At 34.8% G+C, this 20743-nt stretch carries 22 protein-coding genes and 1 pseudogene; 18 read left to right on the top strand and 5 right to left on the bottom strand.

Going from position 1 to position 20743, the window contains the following annotated elements; genetic code table 11:
* Window positions 1–68 precede the first annotated feature (68 nt).
* The 17 genes and pseudogenes from AAGD59_RS03015 (at window position 69) to AAGD59_RS02935 (ending at window position 14329) form a co-directional block, all read left to right on the top strand.
* Window positions 69–752, top strand: a complete 684-nt coding sequence (locus AAGD59_RS03015; RefSeq protein ID WP_265028025.1) for a hypothetical protein — start codon at window positions 69–71, stop codon at window positions 750–752.
* A 13-nt stretch (window positions 753–765) separates the two neighbouring features.
* Window positions 766–2703, top strand: a complete 1938-nt coding sequence (locus AAGD59_RS03010; RefSeq protein ID WP_265028024.1) for a DUF4815 domain-containing protein — start codon at window positions 766–768, stop codon at window positions 2701–2703.
* Between the two features lie 20 nt (window positions 2704–2723).
* A complete protein-coding gene (locus AAGD59_RS03005; protein WP_341812889.1) occupies window positions 2724–3920 on the top strand; it encodes a hypothetical protein in 1197 nt (398 codons plus the stop codon).
* A 4-nt stretch (window positions 3921–3924) separates the two neighbouring features.
* A complete protein-coding gene (locus AAGD59_RS03000; protein ID WP_065094988.1) occupies window positions 3925–4119 on the top strand; it encodes a hypothetical protein in 195 nt (64 codons plus the stop codon).
* Window positions 4116–5525 carry a hypothetical protein gene (locus tag AAGD59_RS02995; RefSeq protein WP_265028023.1) on the top strand — a complete coding sequence of 470 codons (1410 nt, stop codon included), beginning with the start codon at window positions 4116–4118 and terminating at the stop codon, window positions 5523–5525. The genes AAGD59_RS03000 and AAGD59_RS02995 overlap by 4 nt, the downstream gene beginning before the upstream one ends.
* A 15-nt stretch (window positions 5526–5540) precedes the next feature.
* Entirely contained in the window at window positions 5541–6101 is a 561-nt protein-coding gene (locus tag AAGD59_RS02990; protein ID WP_063631162.1) for a hypothetical protein, read from the top strand.
* Window positions 6094–7267: pseudogene (locus AAGD59_RS02985) on the top strand (phage tail sheath subtilisin-like domain-containing protein). Before AAGD59_RS02990 ends, AAGD59_RS02985 begins: the two are co-directional and overlap by 8 nt.
* Before the next feature lie 11 nt (window positions 7268–7278).
* Window positions 7279–7785 (top strand): phage major tail tube protein, encoded by a 507-nt coding sequence (locus AAGD59_RS02980; RefSeq protein WP_265028022.1) that lies wholly within the window; start codon window positions 7279–7281, stop codon window positions 7783–7785.
* A 61-nt stretch (window positions 7786–7846) separates the two neighbouring features.
* Window positions 7847–8047, top strand: a complete 201-nt coding sequence (locus AAGD59_RS02975; protein WP_007303020.1) for a hypothetical protein — start codon at window positions 7847–7849, stop codon at window positions 8045–8047.
* A gap of 340 nt (window positions 8048–8387) precedes the next feature.
* Window positions 8388–8642 carry a phage tail assembly protein gene (locus tag AAGD59_RS02970; RefSeq protein ID WP_265028020.1) on the top strand — a complete coding sequence of 85 codons (255 nt, stop codon included), beginning with the start codon at window positions 8388–8390 and terminating at the stop codon, window positions 8640–8642.
* 115 nt (window positions 8643–8757) lie between these two features.
* On the top strand, window positions 8758–11028 hold the full coding sequence (locus AAGD59_RS02965; RefSeq protein WP_265028019.1) for a phage tail tape measure protein: 2271 nt from the start codon (window positions 8758–8760) through the stop codon (window positions 11026–11028).
* A complete protein-coding gene (locus AAGD59_RS02960) occupies window positions 11028–11375 on the top strand; it encodes a phage tail protein (RefSeq protein ID WP_047759116.1) in 348 nt (115 codons plus the stop codon). The genes AAGD59_RS02965 and AAGD59_RS02960 overlap by 1 nt, the downstream gene beginning before the upstream one ends.
* 2 nt (window positions 11376–11377) lie before the next feature.
* On the top strand, window positions 11378–11587 hold the full coding sequence (locus tag AAGD59_RS02955) for a tail protein X (protein ID WP_265028018.1): 210 nt from the start codon (window positions 11378–11380) through the stop codon (window positions 11585–11587).
* On the top strand, window positions 11588–12523 hold the full coding sequence (locus tag AAGD59_RS02950; RefSeq protein ID WP_341812890.1) for a phage tail protein: 936 nt from the start codon (window positions 11588–11590) through the stop codon (window positions 12521–12523).
* A gap of 52 nt (window positions 12524–12575) precedes the next feature.
* Window positions 12576–13085, top strand: a complete 510-nt coding sequence (locus AAGD59_RS02945) for an ankyrin repeat domain-containing protein (RefSeq protein ID WP_265028016.1) — start codon at window positions 12576–12578, stop codon at window positions 13083–13085.
* An 87-nt stretch (window positions 13086–13172) separates the two neighbouring features.
* Entirely contained in the window at window positions 13173–13394 is a 222-nt protein-coding gene (locus tag AAGD59_RS02940) for a hypothetical protein (protein WP_265028015.1), read from the top strand.
* A 14-nt stretch (window positions 13395–13408) separates the two neighbouring features.
* Complete coding sequence (locus AAGD59_RS02935; RefSeq protein WP_341812891.1) at window positions 13409–14329, top strand: patatin-like phospholipase family protein; 921 nt, start codon at window positions 13409–13411, stop codon at window positions 14327–14329.
* A 96-nt stretch (window positions 14330–14425) separates the two neighbouring features.
* Here AAGD59_RS02935 and AAGD59_RS02930 read toward each other — a convergent pair whose 3' ends face one another.
* The 5 genes from AAGD59_RS02930 to AAGD59_RS02910 form a co-directional block, all read right to left on the bottom strand.
* Complete coding sequence (locus AAGD59_RS02930; protein ID WP_410529961.1) at window positions 14426–15256, bottom strand: helix-turn-helix domain-containing protein; 831 nt, start codon at window positions 15254–15256, stop codon at window positions 14426–14428.
* Between the two features lie 113 nt (window positions 15257–15369).
* Complete coding sequence (locus AAGD59_RS02925; protein ID WP_341812893.1) at window positions 15370–16290, bottom strand: helix-turn-helix domain-containing protein; 921 nt, start codon at window positions 16288–16290, stop codon at window positions 15370–15372.
* 96 nt (window positions 16291–16386) lie between these two features.
* Window positions 16387–17523, bottom strand: a complete 1137-nt coding sequence (locus tag AAGD59_RS02920) for a hypothetical protein (RefSeq protein WP_341812894.1) — start codon at window positions 17521–17523, stop codon at window positions 16387–16389.
* A gap of 102 nt (window positions 17524–17625) precedes the next feature.
* On the bottom strand, window positions 17626–18282 hold the full coding sequence (locus AAGD59_RS02915; protein WP_341812895.1) for a RadC family protein: 657 nt from the start codon (window positions 18280–18282) through the stop codon (window positions 17626–17628).
* A 164-nt stretch (window positions 18283–18446) separates the two neighbouring features.
* Entirely contained in the window at window positions 18447–19352 is a 906-nt protein-coding gene (locus tag AAGD59_RS02910) for a helix-turn-helix domain-containing protein (protein ID WP_265028008.1), read from the bottom strand.
* A gap of 120 nt (window positions 19353–19472) precedes the next feature.
* Between AAGD59_RS02910 and AAGD59_RS02905 the strand changes: the two genes are divergently transcribed.
* Window positions 19473–20366, top strand: coding sequence for an Rpn family recombination-promoting nuclease/putative transposase (locus tag AAGD59_RS02905; protein WP_265028007.1), 894 nt, complete (start codon window positions 19473–19475; stop codon window positions 20364–20366).
* Window positions 20367–20743 lie beyond the last annotated feature (377 nt).

The following is a 20743-nucleotide window of genomic DNA, read 5'->3' as shown; positions in this document are numbered from 1 at the left end:
ATTTTCCTAAAAAAACTGAACAGTTTTTGTAATTTTGGTGAATATATATACAGGGGTCAAACTTTAAAATGTCAATACTCACACAATCAGGAAGAGCAGCAATAGCAGCAAGTATAAAAGAGCAGTCTATCCACCTTGCTTGGGGAACAGGTGATACGAGCTGGGAAAGTAGCCATCAGGTCGAAAAAGTTTTTATTGAGGGTGAAATAGCTCTAGATTACCACACTATTAAAGATGTAAGGGTTTTTACAGGACAAACAGTGTATCAATCCAGTATTGACTATATAGTTGAGAGCAGTAGTGGTATAATAAAACGTACGAAAAACAGCTCTATTGTAGAGAATAGTACAGTAACTATAGAATACATTCAAGACACACCACCAGAGTCCATTACATCTCAAAAACTGCTCAATGAGCTTGGCAGACGTACTGCAGATGAAGTGCTATTCTGCACAGGTGATGAAAACGGCGAACTTATAACTCCTTCTGGAAGGTTTAGGCCCTCAAATGTACCAACTAATAATCTTTTTCTCAAATTTACTTTCGATTTCACGGACGCAGCAAATCAAGTTATCAGGGAACTCGGGGTTATGGTTGGTACAAAGGTAAAGGAGAAAGCACCTCCTGGACAGAGATATTTTGAGCCAAAAGACGTGGAAAATCCTGGAATTTTGTTAGTTTTAGAACACACGGTACCACTGATCAGAACCGCAGCAACCCGGGAAACTTTTGCCTTTGTCGTTACATTCTGAAGAGGGGAAAAGAATGACTTTGAATAGCTATTATAATCGCTTTAATCCTGACAAAGAATACGAAAAAAGCTTATTTCTTGCAGGAAGAGGTCTACAGTCTGCAGAACTAAACGAGACTCAGGAATATGCTCTCTCTAAGCTTAAAGGTATAGGCGATGCAATATTTCGTGATGGTGATGTTATAACAGGAAGCAATTGTATTATAGATAGAGAAACTGGTAAAGTTACGCTTGAATCAGGAAAAATCTATCTTCGTGGAGCAGTTAGAAAAGTCGAAAAAGAAGAATTTTTTATTCCACTGAGTACCACAGTTCGCATAGGTGTTTATTATGTAGAATCTACGATTACAGAACTTGAGGATGAAAACCTTCGTGATCCTGCTGTTGGTACAAGAAACTATCAGGAAGTAGGAGCAGCAAGGCTTAAAGTTTCCACCATTTGGGGTTATCAATCTGATGGTGTTTCTTCCCCTTTTTCTGTAAATGGAGAATTTTATCCAATTTACCATATTGAAAATGGAGTATTAATAGAACATTCACCGCCACCACAAGCAAATATAGTAACTACTGCTCTTGCTCGTTATGACAAAGAAGCAAATGGTTCCTATGTCGTAAATGGCCTTGAAGTAATGTTCCTGCAAAAGGAAGTGGGAGAAAGAGGAAAAAAAATATTTGTGATTAATGAGGGCAAAGCTCATGTTGATGGCTATGAGATTGAACTTCCTCACAGTATTCGTGTTTCTTTTGATGAAGATCCGGATATAAAATCAGTTGAATCAGAACCACATACTTTTCAGCCAAATAGCCAAAGAGTAATGGAACTGAAGGTTAATGATTTTCCAATAAGTGAAATTAAAAAAGTAGATATAACTGTTCAAAAAACCATTACCATTACTCATGGTTCATATTCTGGAGCTATTGATCCGATACCTGATTCTGCAGTACTTGAGATTATTCAAGTTAAACAAGGCAATGTTATTTATGAAAATAGTATAGACTATAAGTTAAATGCAGGAAACGTTGATTGGTCATTACCAGGCAAAGAACCAGCTCCTGGAAGTAGTTATCAAATAACCTATCGCTGCCGCACTCATGTAAGCCCTGAAGATATAAGTGAAGAGGGATGTAAAGTAAGAGGTGCAGTTGATAACAGCTTGGTTCTGGTTGATTACACCTGGAAAATGCCCCGCTATGATTTAATTACTATCGATAGCAAAGGGGTGGTAAGAAGAATAAAAGGAATTTCTCACCCTTGGCGACCATCAATGCCAAAAGCACCTAACGGACAACTTTTGCTCTGCTATATTCATCAGACATGGAAAGAAGGCGAAAAAGAAGGGGTAAAAATAGTGAATAATGCTATTCATGCAGTGCCCATGAATGAGCTTGAAGCAATGAAGAAGGGAATAAATGATCTTTATGCGCTGGTTGCAGAGGAACGTTTACGCAGTGATGCAAATTCAAGAGAACCTACCACCAAAAAAGGAGTATTTGTAGATCCATTCTTTGATGATGATATGCGCGATCAAGGAATCTCACAGTCTGCAGCAATAGTAAACAAGGAATTAATTTTACCAATAGATGTAACGATTGCTGATATTGATGGAGGAGAAAAAACTTATTTGTTGCCGTATGAACTTGAACCGGTACTGGAGCAGCTTTTACAGACCAAAGGAGAAAAGATCAATCCATATCAAGCTTTTGATCCAGTCCCGGCACAAATTACTCTAAATAAAAATATAGATCACTGGACAGAGGTTACCACGAATTGGAAAAGTCCAGTAACAAGAGTATTTAATGTTAAAGAAACAACAGAGCTGCTGTCAAGTACCTCATACGAAGCTGAATTTATGAGAGAAGCAGTACAGAATTTTGAAATTGAAGGTTTTGAGCCAAGTGAGGAGCTTAAAGAGATAAAGTTTGATGGAATTTTTATTCAACCTCAAGCATAGAAAATATTTGAAAGAAAAACATGAACGCAACATTCATTGCAGATAATCAGGGAAAAGTAAGAGGAAAAATAAAAATACCAGCGGATATTCCAGCCGGTACTAAATTAGTGCAGTTCTTCGGTGATAAAGGCAGTTATGGAGAAGCAACTTATACTGGTAAAAAAACTATTACCATAGAAGAAAGAAGAAGAGTTATCGCGGCAAGAAGAGTTGATCCTTTAGCGCAAACATTTACTTTAAATGAAAGTAGGCACATAGGAGGCGTGGAACTATGGTTTGTAAATAAAGGCAAAAAACGTGTTGTTGTGCAGATTAGAGAAACAGCAGTGGGAATGCCCTCGCAGACTGTCATTGCTGAAAGTTATGTTGAGCCAAAAGATATAAAGATAGATGGCACAGCAACACGTATAGAGTGGTCACCAGTGTTTTGCCATGCAGGACAAGAGTATGCAATAGTGCTACTCACTGATGATGCAGATACTGCAGTAAAAATAGCAGAACTTGGCAAATATGATACAGTAAATATTCGTTGGGTAACAAGTCAACCATATCAAGTAGGAGTATTACTTTCATCAAGCAATGCAAGTACCTGGACTCCACATCAGAACTTAGATTTAACGTTTCGGCTTTTGGCTGCAAAATTTAGCGAAGTTTCTCACATTATTGATCTTGGCAAGGTTACTGCAAATAACGTATCAGATTTAATTGTTTTGACGAACGTCGAAAAAGTAGCATTTGATACCAATGTGGAATTTATTTTAACAGATGAAGAAGGAAAAGAAAATTTTTTGTCTGATAATTTGCCGCTCGCACTGCGTGAAAGAATAAATGGGGAATTAACGGTAAAAGCAAGCCTAAAAGGAGGGCGAGAAAAAAGTCCAGTTCTTTATCCTGGGTTACAGCTAGTTATGGGTAATATAGGGGAAAAAGGAGATTATGTTACAAGAAGCATTACAGCAGGAGCTAACACTAAGATTACCATAACATATGATGCGCTAATACCTGGCACTGCAGACGTAAAAGCATATGTGCAGAAAAGCGTCAAAGAATGGCAGCTAGTAAATTTAACCTCGGGAAAACCAATAGGGGAAAATTGGGTAGAGAGAACTCATGTGCTAACAAACTTTAATGGTAATGAGACAAGGATAAAATTAGTTTTAAGTGGAACAGTTGTCTATCGTCCTAAAGTCAAAAATTTGCGAGTGATTATTACTTAAATCAATGCCAAATGACCAAAGCAAACGAGGATATACACTACCACATCCAGAAAATATTGCTGTGCAGGATGTTGTTCGTATCCGTACCACAATTGAGAAAATAGATGAAGATATTACCGAAAGAGAAGATGAGCATAATCAACTTAAGAGTAATTTTGAGCGGTTTAATTTTGAGACTTTTTTAAATTTTTGGAAATGAAAGAAGCAATATACCAAAGGATAAAGGATTTAGCAGCAAACAGCACACCTAATCAATTGGCATATCTTGCAAAATCGCTGGAATTGATAGCAGATAAAAAAGCTATTTCTAATATTGTGCAAATGGCTAAAATAAAAGAAATAATTGACGCACTACAGAGAAGGCTTAAGGATTTAGCGGCAAATAGTACACCAGATCAATTAGCATATCTTGCTAAAGCACTTGAATCAATAATCGGCAAAAGTTCAGTTTCTGAAATTGTACAGATGACAGATGGTAAGTTAAATGAACTTTTAAGCGCTGCAAGGACGCACTTAAGTGACATAAATAGCAATAAGGAAAATTCAATATCGGCGATAACTGTAGCAAAGACAAAGTCTGTAAATGAGATCAATACGCTAAAAACTAATACCTTGGATACTTTAAAAGCATCATCAGATTCACATATATCACTACTTGATACAAGAAAGAATGCCAATATTGCAGCAATAAACAGTGTTGGCAATGATCATAAAGATGGTCTAAAAGGTTTAGTGAATAACTTCCGTACTGTTAATGATGTACCAAGCGGCTCATCAATCATGAAAGAAGTAAGAAATCGTCATATGATTGAACCTGGAGCATTACCTTTTTTATTTGGTGTACTAAGTAGAAAAAATAATTACTTTGGCCACGGAACTTTTACAACTGAGCTTGGTCAGTGGAGTAGTGATGTAACAAAAACAGACTATATGCTACAACTACTAGCAGGTACTCACACATATGATACAAGCTATGTTAGTTTTTATCGGCCAAGACAACTCAGTTTTTTAGAAGGAAGTAAAGGTACATTTATCTATGGAGAATCATACCCAAGATTCATGTATGATGGATTTTCGGAGCAATTCAATATGCTGAAATACCCTTATGCTGCATTGGGAGTAATATTCGTAAAAAACACAAGTAATGTAGATATAAGTAAAACTCTAAACTTTGTTGGATCTGCAATGTGGTATAAAGATGAAGTTAATTATGGAGGAGCAGGATTATTTATAGGTACACCTGATAAAACTAATACAAGGAAGTCAGAGATTTCGAGAATTACTTGGACACGTATTTACCAGCATGAAATTAGCAGTCCTGAATTTATTGCATCAGGTAACATAATCATTCCAGCAGGAAAAACCGTTACAGTGTTACTTTATACGTCATCTAATCTTCACTCAGAAGGTGAAAGAGTTGGTGAGACACCTGAGTTCTTTGCAAGTGAGCACACGTATAGCACAATCTATGGTCAATTTATTCAGTGGGGAATATATAACTTTCGCAGCAATTTTCTGACTACAGGACTTGAAATAGATGTAGAGAGAACACTAAGAGCGTGGCAATGCCCAGGATTAGATGCCACTCATAAAATTTGGAATTAAAAACGGAGAAAACCAATGCCAATTTATATTAGATTTGAACATAACAAACAAGTAGAAACAACAACGCTTGAAAGTAAGCCAACTGGAAATGATTGGTATGAAGCGCCAAAGAATTTCGACTGGCAAAAGAGTTATCAGTTAACAGAAGGAGGAGAAATTGCTCAGCGTACTAAAGAAGATATACAAAAGGAGTTACTGGATAATGCGAAGCTTTGTGCATTTGATAGTATGCGTTTCTATTATGATAATCATACTCACCAATATGCAGGTTATTCTCACCAAAAAGCTAAATCTTATGAGATTCAAGCGGAAGCCGCAAAAAGCATTCTAGCAGCACCAGAATCTATAGATGAAAAGGATAAAGAAATTATAGAGCCTTTAGCAAAAGTCCGTGGTATTACAATTATCGAAATGGCAAGAATAATTGAAGAAAAAGTAAAAAAAGCAGTAAAAGAAATAATTAAATGTGAAGAGTTGGAAGACATTACCAAGAAGAAAATTGCAGAAGCCAAAAGTGAAAATGAGCTACAGACTTTGCTCGATGATTTCAGGAAAAAAATACAAAGAAATGGCTGAAGAATTTTTACACGGAGTAAATGTTATTGAGGTAACCTCAGGAGCAAAGACAGTACGTACAGCTAAATCATCAGTGATAGGTGTAATTGGTACTGCTCCTGAAGCAGATGAGCAAAAATTTCCACTGAATAAAGCCAGTGTTAATTGCAGGAAGCTTAAAAGAGGCTGCGAAGCTTGGTAAAACAGGTACCCTTCCACAAGCAGTAAGCTCTATCTTTACACAAGTTGGTGCAACAGTAGTAGTAATTCGAGTTAAAGAAAGTGAAAACAGTGATCCAAAATTAAAAGAAGAAGAGACGCTGAAGAATATAATTGGCGGTGTTGATAAAGAAACCGGAGAATATCAGGGAATTGAGGCATTTCTCAGCAGTGAAAGCATAGTTCATGTTGCTCCAAGAATATTAATTGCACCTCAGTTTACTCATCAGTTACCTGAAATAGATGGAGTAAATCCAGTAGTGAGTGCTTTAATTTCCATAGCAGAAAAATTAAGAGCAATTATTGTTGCAGACGGACCAAATACTGTTGATGAAGAAGCAATCAAATGGAGAAAAAGTGTAGGCAGCTCAAGAGTTTACGTAGTTGATCCATGGGTTAAAGTATTTATTGAAGAAGAAATTTTGCCTCCAAGTCCGTTTGTTGCAGGATTAATTGCAAAAATTGACAATGAGCATGGGTTTTGGCACTCACCTTCAAATCAAGAGATAAATGGTATTGTTGGAACAAGCAGGCCTATTGATTTTACGCTCGGTAATACAAATTGCAGAGCAAACCACTTAAATGAAAATGAAGTAACAACGATAATTCATCAAAACGGCTATAGGCTTTGGGGAAATAGAACATGTTCAAATGACTCAAAATGGGCTTTTCTGTCAGTGAGAAGGACTGCAGATTTAATCAATGATAGTCTACTTCGAGCTCATTTATGGGCAGTTGATCGCAATATCACCAAAACTTATATAGATGATGTGATTGAGGGGGTGAATTCTTATTTGGCCAATTTAAAAGCGCAAGGAGCTATTATCAGTGGAAAATGTTATGCAACTCCCGAACTCAATACACCGGCAAATATTGCAAGCGGGAAAGTGTATTTTGACTTCGAGTTTACACCACCGTATCCGGCTGAGCAAATAATATTCAGATCTCATCTTGTAAATATAAGTTAGGAGAAAGCAAAGTGTTACCAAAAATACTGAGAAATTTTAACGTATTCGTTGATGGTCGTGGTTATGCAGGAAAAATAGATGAAGTAACCTTGCCAAAGCTCACCATTAAAACAGATGAATATAGAGCTGGTGGTATGGATATTCCAATAAATATTGACATGGGTATGGAAAAGTTAGAAGCAGATTTCACTTTTGCTGAATACGATACAGAGCTCTTTCGGCTATTTGGGTTGATAAATGGAAATTCGGTATCTTTGACGCTCAGAGGTGGATTACAAGGCAGCGGAAGCAATGATATTGAAGGAGTAATTATCAACCTCAGGGGCATATTCAAAGAATTTGACTTTGGTAGCTGGAAACCTGCTGAAAAAGCAACGCTGAAGTGTACTGTAGCTGCTCATTACTATAAACTTACTATAGGTGGTAATGAACTGATAGAGATCGATGCTGAAAATATGATAAGAAAGATAAATGGTGTTGATCAAATGGCCTTGCTACAAACGATTCTAGGGATCTAATATGGTTGACAAAATTACATAAAAATGTTAAAATATAAGAAGTTGTAGGTATATAGTTAATATGGATTCTAAAGCTCATACAAATTCCATAGAGCAGCTAACTGGTTTACTTGTTAGTGTAGCACAATCTCAGGACAAGTCCGTTTTAAAGTTATTAACTGAATTAATGGAAGAAGAAATTGAAGATATGGAATTATCTAAGATTGCTGACGAACGCTATAAAGAAAAGAGGGTTAAACATCAAGATGCCTTCTGGGATTAAGCCTTACAATATAGACTATTCAGAATCTGTTATAAAGAGAGACATTCCGGCTCTTCCAGCAAAAGTAAAGTTAATGATTAAGAAGGCAATAATGGAGCGTCTAACAGTTGATCCAATTGGACTTGGAAAGCCATTAAAGCATAACTTAAGTGGACAACGTAGTCTACGGGTGAGGTATACTTTATTATATAGATGTACCAGAACATACAGTAGTTATTACTTCAATTGAACACAGAAAAGATTCTTATCAAAGCTAATCCTATTTATAGCACCATACAAAGAAATTAGTTATGTAAAAGCCGATATAGACTTTTATTTAATTAACTTTTTAAGGAGGAACATGCAAGCTATAACACTTAATAACCCAATAACAGTTGACGGGATTTCTGTCTCAGAATTATCGATGCGTGAACCTAAAGTAAGAGATTTACTTGCTATAGAACGCATAGAAGGCGAAGCTTTAAAAGAAGTAGCTTTAATTGCTAATCTAGCATCAGTACCAAAAGAAGTAGTTGAAGATTTATGTATTAAAGATTATGTAGAAATACAGAAGGTGCTAAAAGGTTTTTTGTCGCCGCTGGAACAGAGGAGTTAAGATTCAATATTTTAAAACTTAGCTCAACAACAGGAAGTGGAATTGAGCAAATTATTAATATGAGTATAAAAGAGTTTCTAAAGTGGTTAGAAGTAAGTGAAGGAGTAACAAAAAAATGTCAATGCTTTCAATAAAAATAGGTGCAACGTTAGATGGCAGTTTTAATAATGCAATGACAGGTAGTGCAGCAAAGCTTTCTAAGTTGGGTGATAGTATAAAGCAGCTTGATTCGTCAATGAAATCGGTTTCCAAATTTAAGCAACTAAATCATGATGCCCTTGAAGCTATGAAGAATTGGAAGGAAGCGGAGAAGAAAGCAAAAGAATCAGCCGCAGCAATTGCTAAAGAGAAGAAGGAAAAAAAAGAGCCAAGCAAAGCACTGAGAAATGAATTTGAAAAATTGAAAGCATCAGCATCAAAGGCAAAAGAGGCTTATATTAAAAAGAGAGATACACTTCACACATTGAATGAAGAAATCAGGAAAAGTGGAAAGGATATTAAATCTTTAGTGAGGGATCAAACTAAACTTGGTTCATCTATTGAAGTACTTAAAGGAAAATACAGTAAATTAGGATCTGTAATACAAAAACAGCAAAATGCTTTGGCAAAAAAAGCGCATTATAGATCACAAGTAATGGAAACTATAGGACTAGGTCTTTCACTTGCAGCACCAATTAAAGTTGCGATTGACTTTGAAAGTGCTATGGCTGATGTTAAAAAGGTAGTAAATTTCAAGGATGGAACAAATGAAGCCGAAGAATTTGCTCAAAAATTGAAGAAATTATCCCGTGAAATACCATTATCAGCTGCAGAGTTAGCACAAATAGCTGCAAGTGGTGGACAGCTTGGTATCAACAAAGGTAAGCTGCTTGAATTTACCACAACAGTAGCTAAAATGGCCACAGCATTTGATATGTCTGCCGAACAAGCTGGTGATTCCATAGCTAAACTCGCTAACATTTATGGAATTGCAGTAGAGAAGATGGAAGGAGTTGGTGATGTTATAAATTACCTATCAGATAATACTGCAGCTAAGGCAAACGATATGATTGAAGCACTTGCTAGAGTGGGTGGTAATGCAAAACAATTTGGTTTAGATATTAATCAGACAAGTAGTTTAGTAAATGCCTTCATTAGTTTAGGTAAACAACCTGAAAAAGCAGCAACTGCTGTCAATGCTCTGCTTTCTAAACTTCAAACTGCTGAAGGGCAAGGAAAAGAGTTCAAAGCAGCATTGGAATCGATAGGTATCACTGCAGAGGAAATGTCACAAAAGGTTGCTGAAAACGGGCAAAACGCTCTACTTTATTTTTTTGAAACTCTAGAAAAAGTAGATAGACAGGAACGTTCACAAATCCTTCTCAATCTCTTTGGTCAAGAATATCAAGATGATATTGCATTGATAGTTGGAAGTTTGGAAGAATATAAAAAAGCAATAGATTTTGTGGCTGATAAAGAAAAGTATAACAAATCTATGCAAAAGGAATTTAATAACCGTGCAAGTACTACAGCAAATAATTTACAGCTGCTTAAAAATACAATAGCAGAGCTAGGAATGAACTTAGGGTCAGTTATGCTACCTCCTTTAAATTGGATAAGTAAGATTTTGAGGTCTATATCTACAGGTATAGCTTGGTTCGCAGAGAAGTGTCCAATTTTAACTACAGGAGTTATGAGCATAATTTCAGCTCTTATTATTGGCAAGATTGCAGTGGTAGGTTTTGGTTATGCATTTGCATTGGCTGGAGGTGGAATATTAACTTTTAAGGCTATTTTGCAGGGAACACTCTTGCCAGTATTAACTTCGTTATCAGCTCGAGTAATTCCAGCAGTAATCATGGGACTGAAAGCCTTAACGTTAACCAATCCTATAGGAGCTGCTGTTGCTGGACTATCAGCTGGTGCAGCGCTTGTAATCTCTAATTGGCAAAAGGTGAAGGACTTTTTTTCAAGTATCTGGAAATCAATTGCAAAACCTATAGAAAATTGGATTAGTTTGGGAAAATTGTTTAATGATAATCCAATAAAAGCATTAGAGAAGCCAGTAAAAGCAAAAATAGGCGGTACAACTAGTAAAAATAATGTTTTTAGCAAAGGAAATCCTTTACTGCACAATAATGCTTTTAGTGGAATTTCGAATAGTAGAACGAATATTGAAAGTGCTAGCGTGATTACAGAAAAAAGTTCTGTAGGAAATAATTCAGAGAAAGTTTTAAAAGACTCTGAAAAGTGTGAACAAAAAATTTTCAATCAAACTTTTACATTTAATATAAGTATTAAAGCAGAACCTAACCAAGATGTACGTAGTCTTGCTGATGCAGTAATAAAAAGAATAAGGGAAAAATCACGTGACGTTCTATTTGATTCAATAGAGCCGATTTACTAATGCTATCGTTTGGTCAACATAAGCTTTCTCCAACAAGAGTAAGGTACAGTAAAGAAAATCGTTGGAGTACTATTGAGTGCATTGGTAAAATACCTTCATTACAAAATATTGGCCAAGGCACAGAAAATATAGACTTAGAAGGAGTAATTTATTTCCATAATCTCAATGATTTAAATCAATTAAAAAGTATGAAAGAAGCAGAAGAACCACATACTTTAGTAGACAGTTTAGGTAATGTTTTAGGGAGGTTTGTGATTGTACGGATAGAGAAAAAACAAACATCATTTTTTCCTTGTGGATTACCAAAAAAGGTTGAGTTTAGTTTAAGTTTGAGGAGATTTAACTAAAAATGGCAACATATTACTGGAGTAAGGAAGGAGAGATGATAGATCTAATTTGCTGGAGGCATTATGGAGCAACTAGAGGAGTAGTGGAAGTAGTTTTAGAGGCTAATCCTGGTCTTGCGGAGTATAGTGGTTCTTTGCCATCTGGGTTAAGGATTAAACTGCCTTTAATACAAAAGCAATTAAAAAAATCGAAGTTAAAAGTGTGGGAATAAATGAAACCTGAATTTAGCATTGAAGGAATAAAAGATCATGTAATATCGGTGCATCTTGCTGATGAATCTGGTACTATAGATGATGTCGCAGAGGTATGTGTTGATTATGGAAATGAAAATGTAGAAATTCCAAATGAATTGAACATAGCACTAGGTTATAAGGAAACGGGAATCTTTCCAATGGGTGTATATACAGTCAATGAAGTTACGATACAAGGCCCACCTAAGACCCTACTAATAAAAGCTCATGCAACAAATTTAAGAATATCTTTAAAAGCAAAGGTATCAAAAGAATGGCATCAAATTACCATAGAAAACTTAGTGAAAGAAATAGCTCAAAAACATGGATATGGATATAAAGTTGCTGAGGAATTTAAGAATGTATTAATACTCCATATTAATCAGGCAGATGAAAGTGATATAAGTCTGTTAACAAAGATCGCAACAGAGCGTGAAGCAATGGCAAAATTAGCTGGTGGGTATATATTGTTTATTTCAAAGAATATGGCAAAATCAGCCACAGGAAAAGCTTTAGGAACAACGACTATTAGACCTCAAGACACAATTAATTGGAAAGTGCATTTTACCGTACGTGATAAGTATAATTCAGTAGTAGCAAAATGGCACAGCTATGAAAAGGGTGAAACTATTAAAGAAACAGTTGGTAGCGGCGAGCCAAGTTATATTATGCTGGAACTTCACTCAAATGCAAAGTCAGCACTAAGTGCAGCAAATGCTAAGTTTAAGCAACTACAGCGTAATAATGAAACTTTAGAAATGACAATCCCAGGTAATCCGGAGTTATTTGCAGAAGCTAAACTTAATCTTATAGGTTTTAATCAAGCAGTAGATGGTGAATGGATAGTTAATAGAGCGGAGCATACTTTAAATAGCTCAGGTTACCTTACTATGTTGTCAGCATCTTTGAGTAAGTAATGTTAATAAAAAATGAGTAAATGATCTATTTAATATTAAAAAGATGTTGAATATGGATAAATTGGGTCAAGATACAAAAAACAAGCTGCATTTTTGGTGGCTTATAACAGTAATAGTATGTATTATTGCTACCTATTCCTACATGAAGGCAAAAGCTGAAGGTAATTATAAAACGATACTACGCATTGCTTCTCAAAATTGTAACTTAGATGTAGTAAAGTTTTCAGTAGAAAATTTATTAAGTGTGAACACACAAGTTCCTAAATTAACAGCATTACATCATGCATCTGATTCAGGATGCTTGAAAGTTACTAAATTTTTAGTATACCAAGGAGCTGACATTAGTGCATTAGGTGAAAATGAAAGATGGACAGCATTACATTTTGCTGCATTAGAAGGGCACTTAGAAGTAGTGAGTTTTTTACTGGAAAGAGGTGCAAATCCTAATGTTAGAGATAGAAGTGGAAAAAACCCTCGAGATGTAGCTGTAATAGAATCAAGGCAAAACAAAGACAAGCCCTACGATCAAATAATAAAGCTACTTGCAGAAGCAGAGAACTGATAACATAAAGAAATCACTAAAGCTGTAAGTTTTCTATAATCTATATATAAACTTCTCAAGCTATCCATAATAGATTAATACCTTCACATGAAAAAGCAAAAAATCCCAATAGCGGTAATAATAACAATAGTTCTACAGACTGTAGGATTCATATGGTGGTTGGCAACACTCGACCTACGTGTACATATCCATGATAAATTTGTAGAGAAGAACCAAGAACTAATAGAAATAGTCTATCGACTTGAAGAGAGAGTGAAAAACCTCACTGAAGAAGTCAACGAACTTGAAGCTATTCACAAACACAAATAAGAACTAAATTTTCAGTGACAAAGTACATTTTATCTGTAGATGGAGGTGGCATTAGAGGGATAATACCTGCCATTATTCTAGCAGAAATAGAAAAGAGGGCAAAGAAACCGATAGCTGAAATCTTTGATCTTATGGCAGGAACCTCAACTGGTGGGATTGTTGTAGCAGGATTATGTAAAAAAGATAAACCTCAATATTCTGCTAATGATTTAGTCAAGTTCTATCGGGAATATGGACCATATATTTTTAAGTCTTCATTCTTCAGGCGATCAATATTATCTTGGTTTAACTGTACACAATACCCACATAAAAATATTGAATTTGTACTGGATAAATATTTTGGAGAGGATATTCTAAAAAACACATTAAGTAAGGTACTGATAACAAGTTATGATATTAACAACAACTATCCTTTCTTTTTTAAGAGCTGGAGAGAAGACAGAAATTTTATCAGGCTAAAAGATGCACTCAGAGCTACAACTGCAGCGCCCACTTATTTCATACCAAAACATCTAAAAATTGATCAGATAGACAGAGTATTAGTAGATGGTGGGGTATTTGCCAATAATCCTGCGGCTTGCGCATATGCAAGTGGTAAGAGGTTATTTCCAAATGATGAGATTATACTGTTATCAATAGGTACTGGCAGAACAGATAGAAGCATAGAGTATGCCAATTCAAAGAGATTTGGAAAAATAGGCTGGATAAAACCTTTGTTAAATGTGATGTTTGCCTCTGGATTGGACTGCGTAAATTATCAGATGAATCAAGTAATAGGCAATAGATACGTAAGAATACAATCGCAATTGAAGCTAGCGTCGGCTGACATGGATAATATTACATCAAAAAATATCAAATCTCTTCAGCAAGAGGCAAAGGCAATGATAGAGGATAATCAAAAAGTGATAGAGAAATTCTGTGATGTTTTATCTTGATACGTCAAATTCTGCAGAGCTAAACAAGTTTTTAGAATAGATATATTAAATACATAACTATTTTTACTTATATCTTAATATATTATTTAACACAATTCAATTTTCAAACTCATCAGTAGTTAAGCCACTTGCTCGCACAATAATATCAATAGCAACACCTGCCTTTGCTAGATTTTTTGCAACTTTGATCCTTTCTGTTTTTTTAACTTTTTCCTTGCCACTTTTCATATCTTCAGATAGAGATTTGACTAATGATTCTTGTTCTCCGTACTCATCCATTAAACTCAATAGCTTTTTGCTTTCTCTTGTTTTAGGTAGCAGAACTTTAATATTCACTGATAATGCATCTGATATTTTATATAATTTATCAAATGTTATAGCAGTATACCCTCTTTCATATTCGTGTATTTCCTTGAGTGTTAAACCAACTTTATCAGCCAAATCTTTTTGAGTGTATCTCCTTATCAATCTCCATTCTCTTATTCTTTGTCCTATTCTGTAATATATAGAATCAGTGCAGATTTCTCTCTCTGTACTATCATACTCGTAAATAGATAAACCCGTTGCCTGGGAAATAACATCAGTAGAAACTTCTTCTTTCACTAGATTTTTTGCTATTTCCAACCTTGCCTCTTCTTGATTAATTTTTTCGCTAATATGAACAAACCTGACTAATGAAGGTACTATTTTGCCTAACTTTTGATTCTCGTATATTTTTGTTAGATAAAGTATTTCCTCGTCTTCATCTTCATACTCTCTTACTGTTATTGATTTAGGTAATAGATCTACAACATTAACTGACAACACTCTTGCTATTACATATAGTACTTCAATTGGAATAGCGCTATAGCCATTCTCATAGCTGTTCACTTCTTGGTATGTTAAACCTATTTGACCTGCTAATCCTATTTGAGTATGACCTCGCATTAACCTACAATTTTCTATTTTTTGCCCTATTCCATAGCTAACATTGCTTGCAGAAACAAACACATATACCTCCTTTTAAGAAAAAAACTTTATTACTATAATTTTTTTACGAGCTATCCATCTAAAACCATATCAATAGATAAACCTACCGCTTGCAAAATAATATCAATAGAAATTCCACCTTTTACTAGATCCTTTGCAGCTTTGATCCTTTCCGCTTTTCTCACTTTTTCTTCACAAATCCTTATACCTTCAAACAGAGACTCTCTTAATGCATTACGTAGTTCTTGGCTCTCAATTTCTTTGTATTCTTTAATCAAATCAGGTAGCTCATTTTTCACTTTACTCCCTTCCTCTATTAGTAGATCCGTAATATTAATCGATAATGCTTCTGCCATTTCATATAATTTATCAAGTGGAACAGCAGTCCTTCCTTGTTCATAGTTACTTATTTCGTCACGTGTTGTGCTCATTCTCTCTGCTAAGTCCTTTTGAGTATACTCTCTCACTAGCCTCCATTCTTTTATCTTTTTTCCTATTTGGCAGTAGATAGAACCAACTTTTTCTTCAACACATTCATCAGCAGAGAGACCGATTGTTTTTGCAACAACATCAACAGAAATTCCTGCTTTAACCAGATCCTTTGCAATTTTTATTTTTTCCGATTTTCTACTACTTTTTTCACTGACTTGGACAAATTTGGTTAGCAAACAAAACATTCTACGTAACTCCTGATCGTTAATCTTTTTATATTCTCTTACTAGATTTAATATTTCTCCTTCCTCATTCTTAAAGCCGATTTTCTCCTTTGATGCAGGAATGAGATCAGTGATACTTACTGACAATGCTTCTGCTATAGCGTACAACCTTTCGATTGAAATTCTACGGTTCCCTTTCTCATATTGCAGTATTACCCAGTACTTTACACCAATTTTTTCAGCTAAATCCTTCTGAGTATAACCTCTCTCTAACCTCCAATTTTTCACTTTTTCCCCTACTTCACAGTCTAGACTTTTTTCCACGAAAACAACCATGCGTATAATATTTTCTACTATGGCTCAATTTTGTTAAGGCTCCAGATATAATGGTAAGAAAAAACCTCTGGAACCTTAAAGTTGACTGTAGACACATTAAAGTTTTCTAAAAGTTTCTTTACTACCTTCACGTATCCTATTTACCCACGGAGACAATACTTCATCATTACTAATCTCTTTTATAGCATACTTTTCATTCCATATGCCACATCTAGTGAAATTACCTCTTTCTACCACTTCCTTAAGCTTCACTCCCCCAAAGAGGCAATTTTTTCCTATTTCTTCGCCTCTTTTTTGTAACTCAGCCCACATTTCCTTGTTTTCTACTCTGACTTGTACTTGATCATATTTTTTTACATCGTGGTACAATATAACATTTAGCTTACCAATGCTCGTAGGAAATTCTAATACAACAGAACTTCCATCTGACATATCGGTATAGTTTCTTACACCTCCTTTCTCACTTTTAACCTCAACTGCATCATTACCAATTTTTAAAATACTACTTCCTAATTCTCTCAGTATTTTGGCTACTTCTATCTTACTATTCCCAGAAAATTCTATATACGATGTTGTATTATCTATCTCAACATCTATTAATTCTCCTTCTTGCACAGCACTTTCGCTAGCCTTCTCTAGTTCTTCTAGTCTCTTATCTATCTGTGGCTGAACTTCTGGCTGTAGCTCATTATAGATTTCACCTATCAATTTATTCTCCAATAAAGTATCATGAAACTCTGCACCGTTTAGCATTAATTTACGCATTATCTTTTTTCGATCAGTCTTATCAAATTTATGAAAATGTGTACCCAATACTACATACTCTGCAATGCTCCATTCCCCATCATTACATGCATTTAGCCTTGCTCCAGCAGCTAGCGCTTCGTCTACAGCCTTGTGCAGTTCATTTAGACTTTTTGCTCTTACCACAGCACTTTGAAGCCAGCTCAACTTTTCTGCACTTGGCTTTATTTTTTGCAAAGCTGAAGCAAATGGATTCAACCCTTCTGGATAATCTGCTTGATTACTCAAAGGTTTTGTGCCATATATGTAGTCAAGTCCTTTTCCATAGTTGATTTTGTTTTCGTGAACGTTTCTGCTAGGGAAAGGCATTGTATCTTCCGGTTTTATCTCCTTCTGATTATTAATTTTGCTCACAAACTTAGACTGCTTTATATCAACGCCTTCAAGAGCACCAAATATTTTCTTCAATAACTTGTCTTTACTAGTCATATAACCCCCATATTAAAAATACTTTTTAAGTATATAAATCTTAGTTTATACATTCTATTACTCAGTATAAATTATAATGAGTAGATTTGCAAATACTTTCTACTATAACAATCCGTTCTCTCGAAAGCTGAAATAGCCTCCACTTGTGATGATAATATGGTCAAACAATTTTACGCTTGCAGTACTACATGCTGCTGCTAAGCTCTTCGTTACTGCTTGATCTTCTTCTGACGGCTCTAAGCTTCCTCCAGGATGGTTATGTGACATTATTATTAATGTTGCATTTTTTATTAATGCTTTTTTTATAATCTCCTTTATGTATACCGGTGCTTTTTCCATTTCACCAATATAGGATTCTTCTCCGATTAGTTGGCGCCTTTTATTCAAATACAGTATTTTTACACATTCCCTTTCTGAGTGGCCTATACTTACGTTCAAATACTCTACTAGCCCTTGTAAGTCCATTATTGGCTCACTCTTGAGCTTTTCTCTCAGTACTCTTTCTAGTGTTTCCTTAACACACATAATCATTGCTACTGCAGAATCAGTTACTCCTTCTATAACTTTCAGGTCATCCATTTCTCTACCTAAAATCTTTCCTACTCCCGTATAAGTATTCACCAGATTTTTAGCAATTTCTTGAGCCTGTGGCCTTTCATGTACTGCACTTAGAAATGTTTCCATTATTTCACGATCAAGTAGTGCTTTGCCTTTGCTTTCTAATATTCTGAATTCGATTTCTTCTTTACTTTTATTCATATAATTTACCCTTCACTAACAACAAACTTTTTTTAGATATTTACTGCTGTTTTTTATCAGCATTGGCATAGAGCCATAGCTTCCGAGTGAAGTCAAATCAATTTTTCAATCTTTTTTACTTATTTTTTCATGGATAGGTTAAGATATTAATATATGATGATTTTTTATTGTTGAATTTCGTCTAAAGAGATGCCTACCGCTTGCAAAATAATATCAATAGAAATTCCTCCTTTCACTAAGTCTTTTACAATTTTGATTCTTTCTTCTTCTCTAATTTTCTCCTCACAAATTTGTATGCTTTTAAACATAGATTTTATTAGTACATTACGTAGTTCTTGGCTCTCAATTTCTTTGTATTCTTTAATCAAATCAGGTAGTTCATTTTCCACTTTACTACCTTCATCTTCTTCTATTAGTAGATCTGTAATATTAATCGATAATGTTTCCGCTATTGCATACAATTTTTCCAGTGGAATAGCCACACGTCCTTGTTCATAGTTGCTTATTTCGTCACGTGTTGTATCCATTTTCTCAGCCAAATCCTTTTGAGTATACTCTCTCACTAGTCTCCATTCTTTTATCTTCTTTCCTATTTGGCAGTAAATAGAACCTCCTTTTTCTTCAACACATTCATCAGCAGAGAGACCAATTGTTTTTGCAACAATATCAACAGAAACTCCTCCTTTAACCAGACCTTTTGCAATTTTTATTCTCTCCGTTTTTTTACTATTTTTCTCACTAACTTGAACAAATTTGGTTAGTAAACAAAACATTCTACGTAATTCCTGATCATTAATCGTTTTATATTTTCTTACTAGATTTAGTTCCTCATCTTCAAAACAGATTTTTTCATTTGATACAGGAATTAGGTCTACAATACCAATCGACAATATCTCTGCTATAGCATACAACTTTTCAATCGAAATTTTACGTGTTCCTTTTTCATATTGTAGTACTATTTGATACGTTACGCCAATTTTTCCCGCTAAATCTTTTTGAGTATAACCTCGCTTTAACCTCCAGCTCCTTACTTTTTGTGCTATCTGATACTTTATCAAGGTATTTGCCATAAATATTATACAGGTTAATACTACCAAATAAAGATATACAAAAACTTCTACGTTTCAATTTTAGTTGAATATTTCTTCACAATTGTGTATAATTATTAATGCTTTTTAGGTTAATTTATCATGGCTTTTTCTAAATTTCTTGATGCACGCAATGATTATGCCTTCAAAAGAATATTTGGCACCGAGAAGAATAAAGATATCCTCATTCATTTCTTGAACGATATTTTAGGCTTCACTGGCTTAGCTGCTATTCACGATGTTGAATTCTTAGCTACCATTTTGGATCCTGAAATTGCCGCTAAAAAGCAAAGTATTGTCGATGTTCTTTGTAAAGACTCTCAAGGTTCAAGATATATTATAGAAATGCAGTTCACCAAGACCAAAGGCTTCGAAAAGCGTGCTCAATATTATGCTGCTAAAGCCTACTCAAGTCAAGCTGATCAAGGTGATAATTATCATAATCTCAAGGAAATTATCTTCATAGCTGTTGCTGATTGTATTATTTTTCCAGATAAGACTGAGTACAAATCTAATCATGTCATTTTAGATCAAAATAGCTTTGAACATGACTTAAAGGATTTTTACTTCGTATTCATAGAACTACCTAAATTTACAAAGACAAAAGAAGACCAACTAGAAAATATAGTAGAAAAATGGTGTTATTTTTTCCGATATGCAGCAGAAACAAGGGAAGAGGATCTAGATAAGATAGTTGGTAGTGACGTAATAATAAAACGAGCTTATGAAGAGATGAATAAGTTTAATTGGTCAGAAGAAGAGTTACTAGCATATGAACAAATGAAAAAACGCATAATGGATGAGATTGCTGCTTTTGCTCAAAAATTTGATGAGGGTCTTAAAGTTGGTCAAGAAAAAGGTAGACAAGAAGGTAGGCAAGAAGAAAAAATCGAAGTTGCAAAAAACTCACTCAAGGCCGGTGTCTCTATTGATGTTATAGCTCAAATTACCGGTCTCTCTCATTCTGAAATTTCACAACTCAAAGAAAAAACATAATACTCCTACTTATTCACTTTAACATTTATGAAAACCTTTTCTAAGTTAGACATATCCCCTAATTAAGAGTCTAATGAACTGTCTAAAATAGCTATAAAGATTACACATAGAATTACATAGATTACTATCATAACGAAACCCTCCTATTCAGCCTTCCATATCAAAAATAAATACTGTAAGTTTAATATGGAGAGTACATTACCACTTATTTCCTAATCCCAGTCTTGTACCTCTAATTTATGCTTCATCCATTTAGGACCCTCAAACTTGCTGCTGGTCTCCCTAATTTTTTGGCTAATTCTACAGCCTTTACTTAAAATTCTACCGTAAATTTTCTACTACTTGGCATATTATAGCTCCACCTCTTATATTATAAC

Origin of the sequence: Wolbachia endosymbiont (group A) of Cephus spinipes (genome assembly GCF_964026895.1) — a bacterium.
Classification (GTDB): domain Bacteria; phylum Pseudomonadota; class Alphaproteobacteria; order Rickettsiales; family Anaplasmataceae; genus Wolbachia; species Wolbachia pipientis.
This window is presented reverse-complemented; position numbering and strand designations above follow the sequence as displayed.